The sequence below is a fragment of the Rossellomorea aquimaris genome, assembly GCF_001877785.1.
Lineage (GTDB): Bacteria > Bacillota > Bacilli > Bacillales > Bacillaceae_B > Rossellomorea > Rossellomorea aquimaris_A.
This window is the reverse complement of record NZ_MINN01000070.1, coordinates 1-18,827: the sequence shown is the minus strand read 5'-3', so window position 1 is coordinate 18,827 and position 18,827 is coordinate 1. Positions and strand designations below refer to the sequence as shown.

Annotated in this window: 22 protein-coding genes and 2 pseudogenes; 17 read left to right on the top strand and 7 right to left on the bottom strand. The window is 44.4% G+C overall.

Features of this window, described 5'->3' with window-relative positions:
- Window positions 1-3: 3 nt before the first annotated feature.
- The gene (locus tag BHE18_RS02915; RefSeq protein WP_071617153.1) at window positions 4-2,115 is read right to left on the bottom strand and encodes a BglG family transcription antiterminator; all 2,112 of its coding nucleotides are present in this window, start codon (window positions 2,113-2,115) and stop codon (window positions 4-6) included.
- A 353-nt stretch (window positions 2,116-2,468) separates the two neighbouring features.
- On the opposite strand from BHE18_RS02915, the gene BHE18_RS02910 reads away from it, so the two are divergent.
- The 8 genes and pseudogenes from BHE18_RS02910 (at window position 2,469) to catA (ending at window position 6,318) form a co-directional block, all read left to right on the top strand.
- A complete protein-coding gene (locus BHE18_RS02910) occupies window positions 2,469-2,723 on the top strand; it encodes a hypothetical protein (protein ID WP_071617152.1) in 255 nt (84 codons plus the stop codon).
- A 94-nt stretch (window positions 2,724-2,817) separates the two neighbouring features.
- Window positions 2,818-3,147 carry an HIT domain-containing protein gene (locus BHE18_RS02905; RefSeq protein ID WP_071617184.1) on the top strand — a complete coding sequence of 110 codons (330 nt, stop codon included), beginning with the start codon at window positions 2,818-2,820 and terminating at the stop codon, window positions 3,145-3,147.
- A 54-nt stretch (window positions 3,148-3,201) separates the two neighbouring features.
- Window positions 3,202-3,744, top strand: a complete 543-nt coding sequence (locus BHE18_RS02900; RefSeq protein ID WP_083573585.1) for a GNAT family N-acetyltransferase — start codon at window positions 3,202-3,204, stop codon at window positions 3,742-3,744.
- 51 nt (window positions 3,745-3,795) lie between these two features.
- Window positions 3,796-4,380 carry a histidine phosphatase family protein gene (locus BHE18_RS02895; protein ID WP_071617151.1) on the top strand — a complete coding sequence of 195 codons (585 nt, stop codon included), beginning with the start codon at window positions 3,796-3,798 and terminating at the stop codon, window positions 4,378-4,380.
- A 23-nt stretch (window positions 4,381-4,403) separates the two neighbouring features.
- Window positions 4,404-4,967 (top strand): GNAT family N-acetyltransferase, encoded by a 564-nt coding sequence (locus BHE18_RS02890; RefSeq protein ID WP_071617150.1) that lies wholly within the window; start codon window positions 4,404-4,406, stop codon window positions 4,965-4,967.
- 56 nt (window positions 4,968-5,023) lie between these two features.
- Window positions 5,024-5,328 (top strand): annotated as a pseudogene (locus BHE18_RS02885) (cupin).
- A 29-nt stretch (window positions 5,329-5,357) separates the two neighbouring features.
- The gene (locus tag BHE18_RS02880; RefSeq protein WP_071617149.1) at window positions 5,358-5,603 is read left to right on the top strand and encodes a hypothetical protein; all 246 of its coding nucleotides are present in this window, start codon (window positions 5,358-5,360) and stop codon (window positions 5,601-5,603) included.
- Between the two features lie 67 nt (window positions 5,604-5,670).
- Window positions 5,671-6,318 carry a type A chloramphenicol O-acetyltransferase gene (gene catA / locus BHE18_RS02875; protein ID WP_071617148.1) on the top strand — a complete coding sequence of 216 codons (648 nt, stop codon included), beginning with the start codon at window positions 5,671-5,673 and terminating at the stop codon, window positions 6,316-6,318.
- Window positions 6,319-6,389: 71 nt separating this feature from the next.
- Here the strand turns inward: catA and BHE18_RS02870 are convergent, their stop codons facing one another.
- Window positions 6,390-7,538 carry a hypothetical protein gene (locus BHE18_RS02870; protein ID WP_071617147.1) on the bottom strand — a complete coding sequence of 383 codons (1,149 nt, stop codon included), beginning with the start codon at window positions 7,536-7,538 and terminating at the stop codon, window positions 6,390-6,392.
- A 195-nt stretch (window positions 7,539-7,733) separates the two neighbouring features.
- Here BHE18_RS02870 and dnaN point away from each other — a divergent pair, with 195 nt between their 5' ends.
- From dnaN to BHE18_RS02835, 7 genes are all read left to right on the top strand, one after another.
- Window positions 7,734-8,864, top strand: coding sequence for a DNA polymerase III subunit beta (dnaN, locus tag BHE18_RS02865; protein WP_071617146.1), 1,131 nt, complete (start codon window positions 7,734-7,736; stop codon window positions 8,862-8,864).
- Window positions 8,865-9,341: 477 nt separating this feature from the next.
- Entirely contained in the window at window positions 9,342-10,034 is a 693-nt protein-coding gene (locus BHE18_RS02860; protein WP_071617145.1) for an alpha/beta fold hydrolase, read from the top strand.
- A gap of 29 nt (window positions 10,035-10,063) precedes the next feature.
- Window positions 10,064-10,828, top strand: coding sequence for a serine hydrolase (locus tag BHE18_RS02855; RefSeq protein ID WP_071617144.1), 765 nt, complete (start codon window positions 10,064-10,066; stop codon window positions 10,826-10,828).
- Between the two features lie 29 nt (window positions 10,829-10,857).
- Window positions 10,858-11,631, top strand: a complete 774-nt coding sequence (locus BHE18_RS02850) for a Cof-type HAD-IIB family hydrolase (protein WP_071617143.1) — start codon at window positions 10,858-10,860, stop codon at window positions 11,629-11,631.
- Window positions 11,632-11,681: 50 nt separating this feature from the next.
- Complete coding sequence (gene aroA, locus BHE18_RS02845; RefSeq protein WP_071617142.1) at window positions 11,682-13,028, top strand: 3-phosphoshikimate 1-carboxyvinyltransferase; 1,347 nt, start codon at window positions 11,682-11,684, stop codon at window positions 13,026-13,028.
- Window positions 13,029-13,197: 169 nt separating this feature from the next.
- Window positions 13,198-13,752 carry a nitroreductase family protein gene (locus BHE18_RS02840; RefSeq protein WP_071617141.1) on the top strand — a complete coding sequence of 185 codons (555 nt, stop codon included), beginning with the start codon at window positions 13,198-13,200 and terminating at the stop codon, window positions 13,750-13,752.
- 468 nt (window positions 13,753-14,220) lie between these two features.
- Window positions 14,221-15,255, top strand: coding sequence for an aldo/keto reductase (locus BHE18_RS02835; RefSeq protein WP_071617140.1), 1,035 nt, complete (start codon window positions 14,221-14,223; stop codon window positions 15,253-15,255).
- Window positions 15,256-15,289: 34 nt separating this feature from the next.
- On the opposite strand, the pseudogene BHE18_RS02830 reads toward BHE18_RS02835, so the two are convergent.
- The 4 genes and pseudogenes from BHE18_RS02830 to BHE18_RS23110 form a co-directional block, all read right to left on the bottom strand.
- Window positions 15,290-15,789 (bottom strand): annotated as a pseudogene (locus tag BHE18_RS02830) (NUDIX hydrolase).
- A 14-nt stretch (window positions 15,790-15,803) separates the two neighbouring features.
- Window positions 15,804-16,259: a GNAT family N-acetyltransferase gene (locus BHE18_RS02825; RefSeq protein ID WP_328585867.1), complete on the bottom strand. Its 456-nt coding sequence runs from the start codon at window positions 16,257-16,259 to the stop codon at window positions 15,804-15,806.
- The gene (locus BHE18_RS02820; RefSeq protein WP_071617139.1) at window positions 16,256-16,444 is read right to left on the bottom strand and encodes a hypothetical protein; all 189 of its coding nucleotides are present in this window, start codon (window positions 16,442-16,444) and stop codon (window positions 16,256-16,258) included. Before BHE18_RS02820 ends, BHE18_RS02825 begins: the two co-directional genes overlap by 4 nt.
- 31 nt (window positions 16,445-16,475) lie before the next feature.
- Entirely contained in the window at window positions 16,476-16,652 is a 177-nt protein-coding gene (locus BHE18_RS23110) for a hypothetical protein (RefSeq protein WP_171910642.1), read from the bottom strand.
- Between the two features lie 418 nt (window positions 16,653-17,070).
- Between BHE18_RS23110 and BHE18_RS23105 the strand changes: the two genes are divergently transcribed.
- Window positions 17,071-17,160 carry a putative holin-like toxin gene (locus BHE18_RS23105; protein WP_171910641.1) on the top strand — a complete coding sequence of 30 codons (90 nt, stop codon included), beginning with the start codon at window positions 17,071-17,073 and terminating at the stop codon, window positions 17,158-17,160.
- Window positions 17,161-17,359: 199 nt separating this feature from the next.
- Here BHE18_RS23105 and BHE18_RS02810 read toward each other — a convergent pair whose 3' ends face one another.
- A complete protein-coding gene (locus BHE18_RS02810) occupies window positions 17,360-17,824 on the bottom strand; it encodes a DinB family protein (RefSeq protein WP_071617137.1) in 465 nt (154 codons plus the stop codon).
- 253 nt (window positions 17,825-18,077) lie between these two features.
- Between BHE18_RS02810 and BHE18_RS02805 the strand changes: the two genes are divergently transcribed.
- On the top strand, window positions 18,078-18,452 hold the full coding sequence (locus tag BHE18_RS02805; RefSeq protein WP_071617136.1) for a VOC family protein: 375 nt from the start codon (window positions 18,078-18,080) through the stop codon (window positions 18,450-18,452).
- Window positions 18,453-18,827: the final 375 nt, after the last annotated feature.

The following is an 18,827-nucleotide window of genomic DNA, read 5'->3' as shown; positions in this document are numbered from 1 at the left end:
AATTTATACTTCGATTGTTTGGTTAATTAAGTCGATTACGGTTTTTGAATTTTTTGCTGAAATCAGTTTCTCTACATTTTCTTCATTGGACAGCAGTTCAGTGAGCTGTGCCAATGCTTTTAAGTGGGTTTGATTATCGATTGCCGCCAGCACGATGATAAGCTGGGCACGATGCTTTTCTTTTTCGGAAAAATAAACAGGTTCTTTCAGCCTGAGAAAACTCATCCCCAGTTCTTCAACCCCTGTTTCGGGGCGTGCATGGGGGATGGCGATCCCCGGAGCGATCACGATGTAAGGGCCTAAGTCCTTTACGTTATCGATCATCGCATTCACGTATGACGGGGTGATCGAATGCTGGTCGATCAGCGGCTGTGAAGCCGTTTCAATGGCTTCCTCCCAGTCCTTTACACGGTCTTTCAGCTGTATCGTTTCTTCTGTCAGTAATTCATTGAGCATAGGCTTTCTTAGCTCCTTTATCTGTGGAGTTTTTTGTTCCAGGAAACGGACCAGTTCATGCTTTAACTCATCTTCTTGATGGACGTCGGCATGGCGTTTGATGAGATCCATTAGGTGATCGGTCATCGCTTTCCCGGGTGCGTTCGGATCGAACAGCTCATTCATCCGCTGCATGACCCGTTCCTTTTCCACGTTCGTCAGGATAGCGGGGACATGGATGACGGGAATATCCTTTGCTTTTATATAATTGGTTGAAAAAATGACGTCTGCCGCATGGTGCTGTGTCTGGTATTCCCTCATGGAAATCGTGGCGGTCACATTCAGTCCTGCAATCAGATTCTCCAGCTGGGTCCTGAGCATATTGGACGTCCCGATTCCGTTCTCACAGACGATAATGGCCCTGAACTTCGTTTCCACTGACTTTTTCTCTTTAGACAGCCAGCCGCCGAAATGAAGAGTGATATAGGCGGCTTCCTCTTCAGGCACTCGTTTCCCGACATACAGTTCCAAATGTCTGATCACCCGTTTGGTCAGGTGAAAAATGTCGGGGTAGGTCTCCTGGATGCTGCCGGCCAAATCATTGACGATATGGAGCCCGTACTTCAGCCGGTAATAGGTCGGCTTGATATGGGAGATCAGGTTTTCTTCCAGTCCGCGCCGGTCGTCGAACACGACGCAGGAATACAATTGGAAATCATCGATCATATTGCGGACCACTTTTCTGAGGCCAGACAGTTCCTGTTCGGTGTAATGATCAAAATTATCATGCTGGACCTTCGAACCGAGCAGGTTCATGGTGATAAAACAGGTTTCATCTTCAGGGAAGGTGACTCCCTTGTACGCTTCAAGTTTATGGGTGATGAGCGCGGCTGCCTTAAAGGCGTCCGTTTGCTTGAGCACCTCTTTTTCAGCCTCGGGCACCTGGATGAATTCATCGAGCTCGATCCGCTTTATGATCATTAGGATCTGCAGCGATAGGATCTCGACCATTTCATCCGTCAGCGTCAATCCCATGTCAGTTTCCGCTTCAAAAAGGATTTCCCTCACCACTTGTCTTTGATCGGTTTCACTTGACCAGGTGGCTGCTTCGGGATGAATCATCTTGTAGACCTCATTCCGGACATTCTGCCAATCTTCATGAGAGAAGACGGCTGCAAGAATGGTGGAGAGCATCGTTCTTTTTGCCTCCTCGGAACCACGCAGACGGTATCCCGAACCTTTCTGATAATACAGTTCCAAACCTGAGCGCTTGAACTCCTGCCTGATCTCTTTGATCTCCTTCGCAATCGTCCCGCGGCTCATGCTCGTCAAGTCCATGAAGCTTTTCATCGTCGCATCCTGTTCTTCAAGTAAAATCTTCGCCTTGATCAGAACTCCGCGTTCCTGCTTTGATAATTGATACTGCCAATCTTCAAAACTCTCATCCTGCTTCAGCATCAGCTTCGATTTCGATTCAGGGGGCAGGAACAAACCCTGACCATGTTTACTGTCAATAGGTTCTAACTTCTGAGTCCTCAGCCAGCTGTTGATCTGATCGAGGTCATAATAAATGGTCCGCTGGGACAAATTCATTCTTTCGACCAAAACCTTCGTCGGGACAGGTTCGGCAGATTGCTGAATGATGGATAATAAGTGTGCACGTCTCTTATCCAATACCATGAGGATCCTCCTTACAGCTGTATCTGGCATTAATTTTGCATTTTTATATTCTTGAATTATTTGATGATCATCTTATAAATCTAGTATAAAGGCTATTTCAAGGGAATGAAAGGGGTTTCAGTGTGCAGAATTTGTTTGTTTAATTTTGCAAAATTGAACAGTTGGGAGTTTTAGGAGCATGTCCTTCCATGAAAAAGGATGGTGCGGAATATAAATGAGTACGCGTCACCTCTTGAAAAACGGGGGAGGACTCGGAAATCCAGTTCTCAGAAGATTCTGCCTGTGATAAACTGGTATTATCATATTTTACCAATTGAGAGGATCTCATTAATATTAAATAGGAGAGATAAACCATGCAGAACTCGATAAGATTCAAACCTGAATATATCACCATCCCGCTGATCGGCATCGCAGGCATCGTTTTATTCTTGACACTGTTTGCCGGCCTGGCTTCAGTACAAAGTTCCATTACATTTAGTCTAATCATTGTTTTGCTTTCCTTTTTAACAGCCGATTTAAAGAAGGAATTCTGGAAATACAAGCCTCAGAAAGCAGCCAGTAAGTATGTAGTATTGATATTTTTGTTCTCTTTTTTAACACTCATGTGAATACCCAGTTCAACTAATCAGCTGTTTAATTGAACAAGGGAGTTCGAAAATGGCGGAGTTCACTTTCTTTTGCCAGATCAAAGGAGGAAATGAAATGACCGAAGACTTTTATTGTGATGAAGTATTAAGCGGAAAAACCGAAGTGAAGAAAGTGCTGGAAACAGATCATGTGCTAGCTTATCATCATACCCGGCCATTTTATCCGGTACATATTGTGGCAATACCGAAGAGACATATTTCGTCTTTAATCACGCTGGAGGACAGCGATAATGGACTGCTGCTCGACCTGATGGGAGTGATCAGGAAGGTTGCAGCCCACGTAACCGGGGAGCACGGGGCATGCCGGGTGATTACCAATCTGGGGAATTATCAGGACTCAAAGCATTTACATTGGCATATTGTCTCCGGGAAGCCGGTGGGATGATGAATGAAATTAATTAAGAGAAGGTAATGAAAAGAGAATGGAGTTAACGGACCAATGACAATAAAAATGATACCAAGCCAATGGGAAACCAACCGCCTCACTATTAAAGATATGACTCAGCAAGAAATTACCACCGTCCAGGAACTATACGAACAAGGAAGCTACATACACCAATGGGACGGCGGGAGCTTAGATAAAAAGTATGCTTCCCGCTGTTTTACCGAGGGTGACCTTCCGCCTGGAGGGACGAGAGCTCAATTTAATATTCAAGTGATCCGGTTGAAGGATAAAGGGAATCTTGCGGGATTGCTGACCACGTATCACGGCTACCCGACACCTGAATCCTTTTATATTAACTATCTGTATATGGACAAGGAGTTACATAAAAAAGGTCTGGGGCGGGAAGTGGTCAGTGAGCTCTTATCTATTGTGGAGCAGGCTGAATATCGGGAAGTGCGGGCAAATGTAGCAATCAAAAATTGGCCTGCACTTAGGTTTTGGACAGGGCAGGGGCTTAATACCATTCAGGGGATTTATGGTGATAAAGAATACGGTGCTGATAAATATGCTGACATAGAGCTGGTGAAGGTTTTCTAGATCGAAGATACCCGGCGTAATCGGCTAATTTGAAATAAAAGGATGGGAATCATGAAAACCTTCATCTACATGATCAGACACGGTGACTCACCGAAAGAAGGAAATGAAAGAACACGAGTTTTAACTGAAAAAGGAATACGAGACGCTCAACAAGTTACCCGGATGCTAAAAAATGAAGGAATTAACACGGTTGTTTCAAGTCCTTATATTCGATCGGTTTTAACGGTTGAACCGCTGGCGAAAGAGTTGGGGCAGGAAGTAGTAGTGATTGAAAACTTGAAAGAGAAGGTTTCCTCAGCAGATGACATTAGGGTATCAGACAAAGAGCTGATGCCGTTACTGATTAAATCGTTCTCTGAACCTCACTTTGCCTTAGAGGGGGCAGAATCCAATGCTGCATGCCAGCAACGGGCTGCAGGAGCCCTTAATGAATTGTTAAAAACGTATGCAGGTCAAAAAATAGCACTGGGTACACACGGAATCGTTATGACACTGATGATGAATTATTATGATGAAAAGTATGACTTGGACTTTTTACACAGCACCTCCAAACCGGATATTTATAAGATGGTGTTTGATGGAGAAGAATTAGTTGAAGTTCACAGGTTATGGGATAAAGCTGAGGTTTGCTTCTAAAGCAGAAAGAGGAGGAGATCATCATGATTGTTGAGGGAAGGGAATACACTGTACCAGGTTTGCGTTACGTAATAAGGTCCGCCAAACCGGAGGATGCGGAGGCGCTGTCTGATGTAAGGCTGCAAATCGATGGAGAGACGGAGAACTTGGATCGGGAAAAAGGAGAAGCCTATGTAGATGGGGAAGGCTTTAAAAAAATCATTAAAGCGGATTCGGACAGCCCCGTAAATCTATTTCTTGTAGCAGAAACAAACGGCAGGATTGCAGGCTTTTCCAGATGTGAGGGTAATAATTTGAAAAGAACGTCTCACAGAGTGGAATTCGGAGTCGGGGTGCTGAAGGAGTTCTGGGGACATGGAATAGGAAAGAATCTCTTACAGAAGTCCATTCATTGGGCTGACGATCATCACATTAGAAAAATCACGTTGAGTGTACTCCAAACAAATGAAAATGCGATAAAGCTGTATAAAAAACTCGGTTTTGAAGTCGAAGGTGTTTTAAAAGACGATAAGCGGTTATCTGACGGAAACTACTATCATACCATTGTGATGGGAAGGATTCATCAGGGGGATGGACCTGCACGTTAACCTTTCGGGAGGAATCAATGGAAATCTATCAATTCAGCAAAGAAGCAGGAAAGTAAATCACGCAATTTGATTCGGACTTTAGTATGTCCCGGATTACACTTACTCAGAAACCCTCATATAGGCTGCATGTATCTTGATGAAAATGGGGTGATTGGCAATCACCAGGCAGTGGTGCCTCCGCTTCTGTTGATCGTAAACGGAGAAGGTTTAGTCAGAGGTGAAACAGACGAATTCATCAAGGTGCATGGCGGTGATGCAGTTTACTGGGAAAAGGACGAATGGCATGAAACGAAAACGGAACTGACTGCGATTGTAATTCGAAAGTGAAGAACTGGATACTTCGTTTTTAAAAAGTTTATAGAAAACTTGTTTCGAAGGGGAGGGGCAGCAGTGGAGAAGATTTTAGTGAAAACAGGGGTTTATACACTTATTGTTTCTTTTTTCTTGTTTGTCATCTTTTTTAAAAGAGAAAAGGAAATGGAAATTGATGAAGAGGCGACCATGTATGAAATCACACCATTTCCTGAGTTCTTCTTTCAAATCTTCAGATATTCCGTCATCATTTCAATTATAGGAGTCGTTGTTGCCTTTTTATATATCCGTTATCTAAAGGATGAATTTTACGAAAAGGAGTGACATGATGGTAAAAGCAGTGGATTCGGCCTCCTAAGGGTAAAATTGAAAAACTTAGGAGGCGTGTAATATGACATTTACTCTCATTGATCAGAAACATTGGCACAGGAAAGAATACTTTGAGCACTATCTGCAGCAGCAGACAACATTCAGCATGACAAATAATATAACGATAACAAGCCTTATTGAGAATCTGAAGGATAAGAAATATAAATTCTATCCCGCGTTTATTTATATGGTGACAAAAGTCGTTAATTCGCATAAAGAGTTCAGAACGAATTTCAATGCTGAAGGGGAGCTTGGTTATTGGTCGGAGATCTGCCCGGCTTACACAATCTTTGACGGGCGGTCACACACCTTTTCATGCATCTGGACGCCGGTTTCAGATGATTTTGCTTCCTTTCAAGCCCGCTATCTGAAGGACATTGAAATCTATAATGGCACAGGACGTTTATTTCCAAAAAAACCTATGCCGGAAAATCATATTCCGATTTCGATGGTACCGTGGAGTTCCTTCACGGCATTCAATTTGAATATTGGGACCGGCCGTGATTATTTACTGCCAATCATTACTGCGGGCAAGTATTCATACGAAGATGATGAAGTTTTGCTGCCGGTTTCATTACAGATTCATCATGCCGTTTGCGACGGGTATCATGCCGGTGTGTTTATGAATGAACTGCAGGCCCTTGCGGATAACAGCGGGGATTGGGTCTGAAGGATTTATTTAGAATAATAATTAACAAAACACAGGGACGTCTCGTACGAAACGTCCCTGTGTTTTTTACCTCATTGGTAATTAATAACCGCCGGACTAGGGTCCATCTTCAACACTTCTTCAGGCGTCAGGACCGGTACATCCTTGTCATAAAAAATTTTGAAGCCGCCGTATTGGTTCGGTTCTTCACGTATGTACTTCCCGTACAGGGCCTGTTTATCCGCAGCTGGTCCCCAGCCGTCGAAGTTGACGGCGACTTGGACGTTTTCCGTGCCCTGGATCGCCTCTTTATGGGTCAAAACGTGTCCGGTGAACTGGTGGACCATTACGAGTTTATCGGGCAGATTGTTCTTTTCCGTCAGATCCGAAATATACTTGACTGCCTCCTGGATCTTCCTTCCGTCCACCTGGCCGAGATCCTCGCCGGGCTTCTCGCCTTCAGCGACGTGGAATTCGGTATCGATCGCAAGGTGGACCTGAGGGTGCTTCAGCCATTTTTCCACCATCTTCACCTGGTTCATGACGGTGTCTGTCCCGAGCTGGATATCAAGGATCACAAGTGCATCATGTTTTTCAGCAAGGTTGACATATGTCTCGATGTTTTTATCTGACGTCAAACTTACATAATCCCCGTCTTTGCCCGGTGCACTCTGGGCCATCGTCGTGATCAACTCGATCGTCGGCACCGCAGGGCGTTCGGGGTCAAGATCAGAGTAGGCCTGTGTTTGTTCCTTCAATTTTTTCATGAACGCTTCAGGTTCCATCGTGCCCAGTATCCCCATGTTTTTGGACTGGGGTGTCCCGTAGTAGGTAACCAGCCGGTGATCCTTCAATGGCCCATCGGAGAGATCTTCCTTTCCGTTTGCGAGCGTTTCACCGACCGGAACCTTTCGTTCGGTATCCTTATCCTGTTTATTTTCAGTAGGATCCGTTTTTTCTTCATCAAGATTTTCTTTGGATTCTTCCTCAGGGATTTCCTTCTCTTCCTCTTTAGAAAGGCGTTCTTTCAAAGACACAGCATCTTCAGAAGGTTCGAGCGCTTTAAATGGCTGTTCCGGTTCTTTCGGTTCTTCTTTTTCCTTTTTCTCCGCTGCGCTGTCCTTTCCTTGGTTCTTGTCTGCCTCTTGGGTTTCCTTCGCATTTTCTTTTACTGCTGGATTACTGGAACATGCTCCAAGAATAAGTGTCCCAGCTGCAAGCATCATTAATAGTTTCTTCATAGCCATACATCCTTTCTACAAAGAAGATTATGGAGGAATATGAAACCTATGTAAAACAATTTGGTAATTTTCTTGATTGGAAGTTTTTGATAATTATGCTGATCAGCGGCAGAGTGCAATGATTTCCATAAAAGGGATATTGGAGAAGTTTGTCGAATGTTTCTTCTAGCACATAAATATTGGAGTGAACACATAATGGAATTCAGCATAAATAGCGAATGCTTTCATAAAGCTATATCCGACGTCAGTAAAGCGGTATCCCTGAAAACGCCTTTCCCGATATTAACTGGGATTAAGATGACGGCAGAAGAAGATGCCCTGGTATTGATCGGAAGCAACTCAGATCTAATTATAGAAAAAAAGATCCCGATGACAATCGGCGGCGTGAGGGTGTTGGAGGTTAAGCAAACAGGCAGCCTCGTCGTAACTGCTAAGTATATAAATGAAATCGTGAAGAAATTGCCCGGAGAGATTCATGTGAAAGCAGACGGGAAGCAGCTCATCACCCTGCAATCCGGCGAAATCATCACCAGTCTGAAAGGATTTCCTGCAGAAGAATATCCAAGCCTGCCTGTGATTGACGAAAGCAGTTCTATCAGAATCCCTGGGTCTGTATTGATCGAAATGATCAAACAGACTGCCTTCGCTGTTGCCAGGAGTGAAACCCGACCGGTCCTGACGGGGGTTAACCTGACTTTCAAAGACAATCATCTAACATGTGCAGCGACGAATTCACACCGCCTTGCACTAAGGGAACTCAAGATCGATTCAAGTATAAAAGGATCATTCATTATTCCAAGCACAAGCCTGAATGATCTAGTGAAGTTAATTCCAGGCGAAACTGAATACATACATATCTTTGTGAGTGATAGTTACATCGTATTTAAAACCGCTGATGCATCCCTTTTTTCAAGACTGATTGAAGGAAACTACCCAAATGTTTCAGCACTGATCCCCAAAGATTCCAAGACAGTCATCACCCTCGACACGAAACAATTTTTAAAAGGGATTGACCGTGCCTGTCTTTTCGCAAGTGAATGGAAGAACAACAATATACATCTGGAAGTAAAAAACGGAATTCGGCTGAAGATATCCTCAACCTCCTCCGAAATAGGAAAAATTGAAGAAACCCAAATGCTTAAAGACATAGAAGGGGAAAGCGAATTAAACATTTCACTGGATGCAAACTTCATGATCGATGCCTTGAAGGCAATCAAAGAAGAAGAGATAAAAATAAGTTTCGGCGGCTCCATGAAGCCTGTCCTGATTCAGCCATCCGGAAACCCTTCCTGCCTGCATCTGATCTCTCCGGTGCGGTCATATTAATGCAGTCTGGGATGAGGTTGGGAAGTGGGACGGGGGGACAGGTACCTTGTCCCACTGAGTTATGGGCGTTGGGACTTTGCAGATTAGAATGATTATCAAAAGATCATATAATTCGAAAATGGATCATATTTTTCTGGAATGGATCATATATCCTGAAACAGGCGCGTATTTTTTGTCGAACGGATCATAAATTCTTGAAATGGATCATAAATGGTTCCCGGCATCACGTTCAATCGATAAAAGCCTGGCAGCCCCGTTGAAAAATAGGCCTTAAGATAAGAAATGAACTAAAACAGACAAATTTTGTCCGTAAACGGGATAAAAACATTTGAAAGGGCAGGTTCCGGTGAGTGGATCTGTCTTTAACTATGTACTCTTTTCCAAATGGGTCACAGGACCTGTCCCTATGGGTCCTTATGGATCAAACCACGGGTTGGAATAATATGTTAATATTGATTGTGTACATAAGAGGGGGAGATGACAATAGAAAGAGTCTATTTTTTACACGGGTTTATGGGGACAGGGGAGTCACATTTTTTAAACCAGATTTCCAATATGAAGAATGATTACGAATGTATTCTTATTGATTTACCGGGTCACGGTGATGCAGCAGTTGAAGCAACGGATGATTATTTTGAAGATACTTTAAAGTATGTGGTCACTCAAATCAAGAATAAGGGGAAAGGATTCATCATTGGCTTGTCATTGGGAGCTTCTTTAGCTATTCATATCGCCCTAAGGGAGCCGGAACTAGTCAGTGGGATTGTCCTTACGGGTTATTCACCGTATATCCCCGAAGAGTTAAAAGGCGTAATGGAGAAGCAAAACGAGTACTTCCTGAATATTGAGGAGAATGATAGGGATATAGCAACTCAATTCATGTCCCTGCACGGAGAAAAATGGAAGGCTACACTCGAAAAGGTTCTTCATATCATGACTTTCCATTATCCTGTTGTAACTCAAGCAGAAATTGAACAGATAAAGGTACCGGTACTAGTACTGAATGGGAGCAGCGAATTGCATGAAGTCGAAGCGGTCACTTATCTAAAGCAAGCCAACCTTAAATTTAATGCAGGATTAGTTCCTTATGCGGGTCACACAGCAAACATAGAGCAGCCCGAAATATACAATTTACTCGTAAGAAGATTTCTGGAAGAAAAACAAGGATGAATCCAAGAAAAATAAGCAGGTGAACACAATTGGATAGAATAATAGACAAACTAAAAGAAATTGACACCGGACAAGCCGGAATCATAATCTACTCCACAAAAGACCAAAAGATGAAAGCATCCTGGAATGCCGAACTCCCAGTCCCTCTGGCCTCCGCAGCAAAAGTGGCAATAGGGTTTTGCATGGCTAAATGGGCAGAAGAAGGAAAGCTGAAATGGGATGACATGGTAGAAGGCATTTCTTTTAACCCGAAAGAAGACAGCAGCGAGCTTTATCCTCATCTGCAAAAAAGAACCTTCCTGCCTTTAAGGGAAGCGGTCGAAGTCATGATTGCCTGCCATGACAGCTTTGCGGCAAAGAGTATAGTGGGTTCATTCGGCGGATGGGAGAAGGTAAATGAGGAAATTCAAGCAGACTTTCCATCTATTAAGGTGACAGAAGATCCGAGACATCCTGATAACAATGGGATGCTTTCAGAATTGGCTGCGTTAATGATAGGGATCTATCAAGGATACAATGAGCGCCCCATGCTATGGGCGCCGATCATAAACGGATTGGTCAGGCAAAGGGGAGACATAGGCTCTATTCCGGGTCATCATCTTAATCATATGACAGGCGGGTTGGAGACTGCTGCTGTTGATGTTGGTATAATGGGAGACTTTAACAAGAATCCTTATATTTTTGTGGTGGGAGCCAGCCACTTACCTGACCGATTAAATAATATGGAAGCTGATGAAAAAATTATTGAAGTAATGAATTTGGTTTATGGTGAGTATTTAAAGCAAAGGTTTTAAAGATGGAAAAGACATTTGGGAGGCTATTCATGACCTACAAAATCGTATTCCTCGACGTTGACCGAACAATCACACACCACGAAGACGGCACCATCCCGGTGTCCACAATCGAGGCAGTAAAAATGTTGAAAAACAAAGGATTGAAAGTGGTGGCTGCGACGGGAAGGCCGTTATCCATGTGCCGTGAACTGGAGGAATTGGGCATTGATACCTTTATCACGGCAAATGGGGGCTACGCCAAGCACCAGCGAGAAGTCATTCACAGCGTGCCAATGGCGAAAGCGGTCGTGAAAGAAGTGATGGAGTTTGCCGAACAGGAAAAGACCGGTTTGTCGTTCTATACCGAAGGGTTTACCATGAATGGGGTAACGGAGGAGGCAATCTCTACTGCCCTCCAGGAAACGCTGTCGCTTAATGAGTACCCAGAGACGAATCCCGATATTCATGAGGAAGACGTATATTTATTGTGCCTGTTTGCGGATGATGATACGGTTGGAAAATACATAAAAAAATTCCCGCATCTCACATTCAGGAGATGGCATCCATATGTGTTGAATGTCCTGCAGGAGGATGTGTCAAAGTCGCGGGCAATCTTGAAGACCCTGGAGTTTTTCGGGTTCCATCAATCGGAAGCTATTGCATTTGGCGATGGGGAAAATGATATTGATATGCTCGAATTGGCAGGGCTTGGCATCGCAATGGGCAACGGGAGTGATAAGTTGAAGGCAGCGGCAGATTTCGTAACGAAGCCGTCGGGAGAAGACGGGATTGAGTTTGCGTTGAGGAAGTTTGGTGTGATTTAAGTTATGACTGGTTACAGCGGCCAATTTTATTAAAAGCGGGGGGTAAAACAATGAATAGTCCAGATCTGAAAGCAAGGTCACCTTGGTCCAATTTAAATGATGTTAAGGCTGTAAAACTGTCACCACAAATAGATAAGGTTGACCACGGCATCACGATACCCGGGAGCAAAAGTTTTACAAACCGGGCATTGATCATGGCTGCTTTAGCAGATGGAACGTCCACGTTGACGGGCATTCTGAGAAGCGATGATTCTTATTGGTGCATCGAAGCTCTCCGAAAGCTCGGCATTCTCGTCGAAGTCGAAGGGGAAAAGGTCACCGTCCATGGCTGCGGCGGAAAATGGCCGGTAAAAAACGGTGGAGTGTACATAGGTGCTGCGGGAACGATTGCCCGCTTCCTGCCCGGTGCGCTGGCAGCCGACACAGAAGGCGACTGGATCATCGAGGCAAGCAGCCGCATGAGTGAACGGCCGATTGAACCGTTGCTGAATGCCCTCGGGCATCTCGGTGCCAATATTGAATACCTGGAGAAAAAAGGGTACCTGCCGATCCGCATAAAAGCATGCGGCATCAAAGGAGGCCGGGTGAGCATCTCCGGCAAGGTCTCCAGCCAATTCACAAGCGGGGTCCTCTTGGCATCTCCATATGCTGAAAAAGAAGTAACCGTGACGATACCCGATTCCATCGTTCAGAAGGAGTATGTAAGAATCACGTTGAACTTGATGGAGCAATTCGGTGTGAAAGCAACTTGCAACGAGGACCTCACTGAAATGAAGGTCCCGGTGTCTCGCTATGCCGGCAGGGAACTTGAGCTCGAAGCCGACGCATCTACGGCAAGCTACTTCATGGCGCTCGCAGCCATTACCAATGGCCGGATCAGAATCAATAATCTTTCTTTCAAAACGAATCAGCCTGACATCGAAATGGTGGATGTATATGAACGGATGGGCTGCACCGTTGTCAGGGGCGAAGATTATATCGAACTAACAGGGACACCGGACCTCCAAGGCGGATTCGACATCAGCATGAAGGAAATGTCCGATCAGGCCCTGACCCTTGCTTCAATCGCGCCTTTCGCATCAGCTCCGATTACCATCAGGGACGTGGAACATATCCGTCACCACGAATCGGACCGGATCAGTGCAATCTGTACAGAGTTAGGGAAGCTTGGAATCAGGGTCGAGGAATTTTCCGATGGATTGACCGTCCATCCGGGCATTCCGGAAGCTGCCTCACTGGAATCCTACGACGATCACCGCGTCGCGATGTCGCTTGCGTTGATCGGAACGAAGGTTCCCGGCGTGGTCATCCAGGACCCTGGCTGTGTGTCGAAGACCTGCCCGGGTTACTTTGAGATGTTGTCGGGATTGGGTGTTGGAGTGGAGTATGTGAAGTGATTGATTGGTTGGGGGAAGTGGCCCGGCCGGTACATAAGGGCTTTTCTGGCATTTCGGGAGATTTGTCGGGAAGTCTTTTTTTATTGAATATCCTTCTAAACACTATTTACAAGTGATAATGATAATTGTTATCATTTAATACAATCAGTAGACGTTGGAGGAATGTACAATGGAACAATCAAAGTCAAACCTGGCCAAAACAATCCGTGAGCGCCGCTCGATTAAAAGCGGCTATCTTGATAAAGAAGTAAAGGAGGAAACCGTACTTGAGATTTTGGATGACGCCGTTTGGGCGCCGAACCATGGGCTTCGCGAGCCTTGGCGATTTATTTTCGTTTCTGCAGAAGAAAAGGACGACTTTGTTGAGGACCTTGTGAAGACATTCCCGCCGGATATGCAGGAAAACAGGAGAAACTACTTCAGCCAGCCTGCTGCATTCCTGATCGTGATCATGAAAGAGGATCCAAGACAAAAGCAGTGGGAAGAAAATTTCGGTGCGGTCGGCGCTCTGATCCAAAACTTTCAGCTGCTCGCCTGGGAACGTAAACTTGGCGTTGTCTGGAAAACGAACCCTCATATCTATGATCCCAAGGTACGTGACCTGCTCGGCGTTGAGCCTGGCGAAAAAATCGCCGGCTTCCTCCATATGGGTTATTTTGACAAAATGCCACCGGGGCGCGGGCGGACTTCAGCTGCGGAGAAGTTTACGGTTTATAAGAAGTGAGGTCTGGTTTGAAAAGGTCTTTTTTTGGTTTGCTGCAGTCCCTCCTCGGTTTCCCGACAAGTTGCGCCGGGAGGACAAATTGGAGCACGGTTATTTAGAATTATTCTCATAAGATCATATATTTTAATTTAGGATTGTAAATTCTGAATTAGGATCATAAATCTTGAATCAGGATCGTATTTTTCGGATTAGGATCATAAATCCTAAAATAGGATCGTATATCCTCCAGTCCCCTGAATCGGGGACTCAAAAGCCGCACTTTTCACGGGGAAATGAGTCAAATTAAGCAATAGAATCCAGATTTAATGACAATACAAAGAGGCAGTATCCAAGTTTGGGTGCTGCCTCTTTGTTTTACCGGTTCTTCCTTATACCCCTATTATACCAAACACCACCAAAAATTTTCAGTCTATTAATTGGATTTTTTATCCATTATATTGAATGAGAACTAAAAAGGAGGGTGTTAGGATGATTTCTGGTTATGCGACGTTGAAGGGAACAAGTGAATTTCTAAGTAAGTCCGGGATGCCTTATCGAAATTCGCCGATGTTCTGTGCTTCGCCTATTGCACTGGGGACCCACCTGGGCGAGATGAATGAGGAAGTTTCGGTACTTTACCGAGAAGGAATCGAGTACGGACTGCTGAATGGATTGAACTTCATCGATACGGCGATCAATTACCGGGGGATGCGATCTGAACGCGATGTCGGCCATGTGCTAAAGTCGTTGATTGAGAGAGGATTAATCAAGAGGGAAGAGGTAATCGTCTCCACAAAAGCGGGCATCATACCAGGAGATATCGAAGCAAACCTGGTCCCAGTTGATTACCTGCAAAAAGTCCTGCTGGATGGCGGCATCATCAAGGAATCGGACCTGAATATTGTAGACACCCACCGCCATGTACTGGCACCCGGTTATTACCGGTTTGCCATTGAAAATAGCAGGAAGCATCTCCATTTTAACACGATTGATCTTTATTACATCCACAACCCTGAAATCTCCATGATGACACTTGGTGCCGACCTATTTTATCAACACCTGGAAAAGCTATTCTCGTTTTTTGAAGACCAGGTTCAAATCGGAAATATCAACAATTACGGATTTGCTGCTTGGACCGGACTGCTGAACGCTCCGAAAGAAGACGGCTATATCTCAATCGAAGAAACCGTGAACACCGCAAAAAGAGTCGCAGGTGAGGGGCATCACTTTAAATTCATCCAATTCCCTTTGAATAAACAAATGAATCAGGCAGTCAAAATTCAGAACCAGCGTGTAAACGGGAAGTGGCTGACAATCATCGAAGCTGCACAAGAGCTTGGGATCCATTCAACAACCAGCGCCCCGTTCAATTTGGGTAAAGCTTTCGGCAGAGGGAGAGACCCTCAAAACCAATTAAAAACTGTGACCGGAACGAATGGTATTTTTTCAACAATGGTCGGAATGAAGAAGGTTGCACATATAAAAGAAAATATAGAAATCTTCCAGAATCATCCTAAGCTTTAATCATAAAAAAGCTCAGATCTACTGAGCTTTTTGCTTATTCCTGAGAGTCCAGCATTACAGCCGCATCCAAAATCTCCTGATAAACCCCGTTCCACCCCTGATAGTAATCAGCGACGTCACCCGGCCTGATAAACATTCTCTCACCCGACTCATACTGCCCCTTAAACTCATGCAGCTGGTCAATATCAATTCGGTAAAAAACTAGATACCCAACTTTAGGATATGCCCATTTTCATCCCAGACGGGGTTTTCATGGTGGTCGACAGTGATATGCCCCAGAAGGGTGAGTCTTCCCGACACATAACCTTCTTCATAAGCCTCACGCTTCATGCATTCCTCAGGGGTTTCGCCTTCCTCGATGTGACCGCCGGGAAAGTCCCATCCCCGGTGATTTAAATTGACCAGCATCAAACGGTCATCCTTGAAACAAAATCCGTGAACACTTGTGATCCGCTCTATTGATGGAAGCTGCGCGACATCACACCAGGTCAATTTCACCCTGGCTTCTCCCCATTTGACGTATGTACCCGTCATAAAGTCTTCTCCTTTTAATCGATTAATTTTTTCTCAAGAACGATTTTGTGCCGGCCCTTTTTATCGGTATACGTCTCCATGACGTCAAATCCATGTTTGATATTTAAAATAAGCATGGCCCGCCACTTGTTCATGGTCTTGGTTTGGACGATGTGATACCCGTTTTTTATTAAAAACTGATGCTGCAGAACGAGCAGCCGGGAAGCGATCCCGTGCTTTCGGTGATCCGCGCTCACGCCGCCAAGCCAGCTGTAAAACGTGCGGCGGTCAAGCTCATATCCTATTTTATATCCGATCACGTTCCCATCCTGCTTCGCAATCGTGACCAACAGTTGGGGCTTTTCCTTCATTTTATCAATCAAATCATCCCCGCTGCCGAAAACTTCCCTATGCACTTCCAAAATTCCATGGAGAGTATCTCCATCCGGCATTGATTGAATCACCGAATAATCGATCTCCAAGAAATTCACCTCCCGTTCTTCTGCTTTGAAAATACGTATCTCGTATTAATGAAAAACAATGTGCCGAAGAAAAACAACGCCACCGTGATCCAGCTTGCAATGGCTGAATAGTTGCTTTTAAAAATATATTCACTGATTAAATTCACAGTTATCATCAATGCCATCACGGCATACATGCCCTTTACATATTTCATCTTGTCCCCACCTTGTAAGAAATTATAAAACTCATAAACTCGTATGAAACGACCAGACAACAAGAAAGATGTTTACCATCCCCCAGGCAGTGGCGGCCGTAATCCACCATAGGATAGAGTGGACGGTTTCTATCTTTTTTTTAATAAAAACAAGACCTGTAAGACCGATGAAAAAGAGACCTAATGTAAATAAAAGAAAGAAATTCATGCGATACCCTTCTTCCTTCCTTCAACATTATTTATCCAGCAGCAGAATCAGATAACTCCCTGCACCAGAAAGATTGCCACTTGGGTAATGATATAAATGGAGAGTTCAAATGGAGTCAGGTTTCGTTGTTTTTTCGTCTTTTTGAAATGACGATAGTAAAAAAGTGAGCAGAGGAGAAGGAGGGCAGCGGAAAGTTGGAATATGTTTTCTAAGAAAACAGTCAGAGGATCTTCTCCTTTCATACCTTTATCTTACCATAAGATTCCAATGTTTTGGTTTGATACCCTTTATAAATAATCATCATGGTTCCTTTGGCGGGATATAAAAAACGAACGTATGTGCTATAATGAAAGTACACAACATAAAGAGCTGCGGGGCAGCGGCTCACACTCCCAGGAGAAGGGAGGTGATTCGCTAAATGATTGCTGTCGGAGAGGCGCTGCAAATCATGATAGGATTTGGAACACTGATCGTAGCAATTATCGCGGTTACACAAAAAAAGAAGTAACCACCTGCCCCCATGCTCATGAGGTAAATTGATGATTACTTCGATTCCGTTGACTCATTGTGAGCCGCTGCACACCTGGTGCAGTTTATGTTGTGGAGGAGTCCTGATGGCAGTCAGGGCTCCTTTTTACGTTTACTTTGTTATCTTTATTATATACATAGTCCGGAGAGTGAGTAAAGAATAGAGATAGTTGTTGAAATTAGCGCCGGGACGGCCATGACCCCTGCATTTTTCTCAGGTGGATGATTTGGCCGGTATGGTACGCATCGTGCATCATGATGTCCAGTAATTTTCTTTCAAGGGATTCAATTTCGTTTTCAGTCAGCGTACTTACGGCCTGTCTTAATTGTTGCTGTGCACTTTCAGCGTGTTCCACGACCTTTGCCCATTCTTGATCTGACTCCTTTTGATCGGTGAGAGCAAACGTTTCATCGCCATCCAGATGATGGCTCCATTCGCGACCTTCAAGCGTTGCTGCCATTCTTTCCTTGTAATACATGAGATGATTTACATTCTCCCAAATGCTTTTCACTGCTTCCCCTGAAGGTTTCCACATCGCCTGCTCGGCAGTCAGCCCTTCTACAGCATCCTTGAGCGGCGCGTACCAGCTTTCTTTATCGTAGGTAGAATCCAGTACATATAAAAGTAAATCACGTTGTTTCAAACCCATCTCCTCCTTGAACAAATTCTCTTAAACTAATTCAAGATTGATGGGAGAAACCCTTTTCTTTTTTATTGAGTTAATGATCCCGGTTTGAAATAATTGGGATAAGAATGAGGAGGAGGAGAACGATATGGCAGGGGATAATCTACCCTACCCTGGGAACGAAGTCAGGGAATCGATCAGCGATAAGGTTTTTCGCCAATCATTCGTGCTATGATGTGCAATCAAATACAGTAAAGAGGAGAGGGTTTTATTGAAAAGTCCAATTGTTAATCAAATCAATACAGTGTTTGTCCATGTCAGCAATCTAAAGGAATCGGTGCGTTGGTACTCGGAATTATTGGGCCAGGAGTATGATTTAGATGAGGTGGCAGACCCGGTTTATAACATGGAGATCAATCATTACACGGGACTGACCCTGGATGCGGGACCGGCGGGGGAGACAAAACAGGTAAAGCCGTCGGATCATCCGCTGTTTAATTTCCACACGGAAGATATTGAAGAGGCTTTCTCGTTTGTGAAGGAAATGGGGATAGAGGTGGCTGAAAGCATCGTCCGGTTTGATGACTTTTCGTTTTTTAAAGTGAAGGATCCGGATGGGAATGTGGTGATGATTTGTACGGGGTGATGTTACGTGGTGAAAGTGAACTTCTAGGTGGGACTCGGAATCTTATTGGTCTTACATGGGAGGGGCTTGGGCAGACTCGGACTCGGCAGCCTATAGGCCCTACAATGGAGGGCATTGGTTAGACTCAGGGGGTCATTGGTCAAACTTGTAAGATTATTGTCCGTTTTGGACTTCTGTCAAGAAAATGGACACCTAAAAATGAGAATGTTTTAGCTGAAATCCCTACCGCACTTTCGTTTGGTGGGGCATTAGAAACAATCAATCTAAAACCAAGATTGATTGCCTCTAACGCCTAAGATGAATTTATGAGATTGAGTCCAGGTTTGAACGCTGATAATTTCTCTCAAAATTGTTTGGGGAAAGATACCCCAGCTT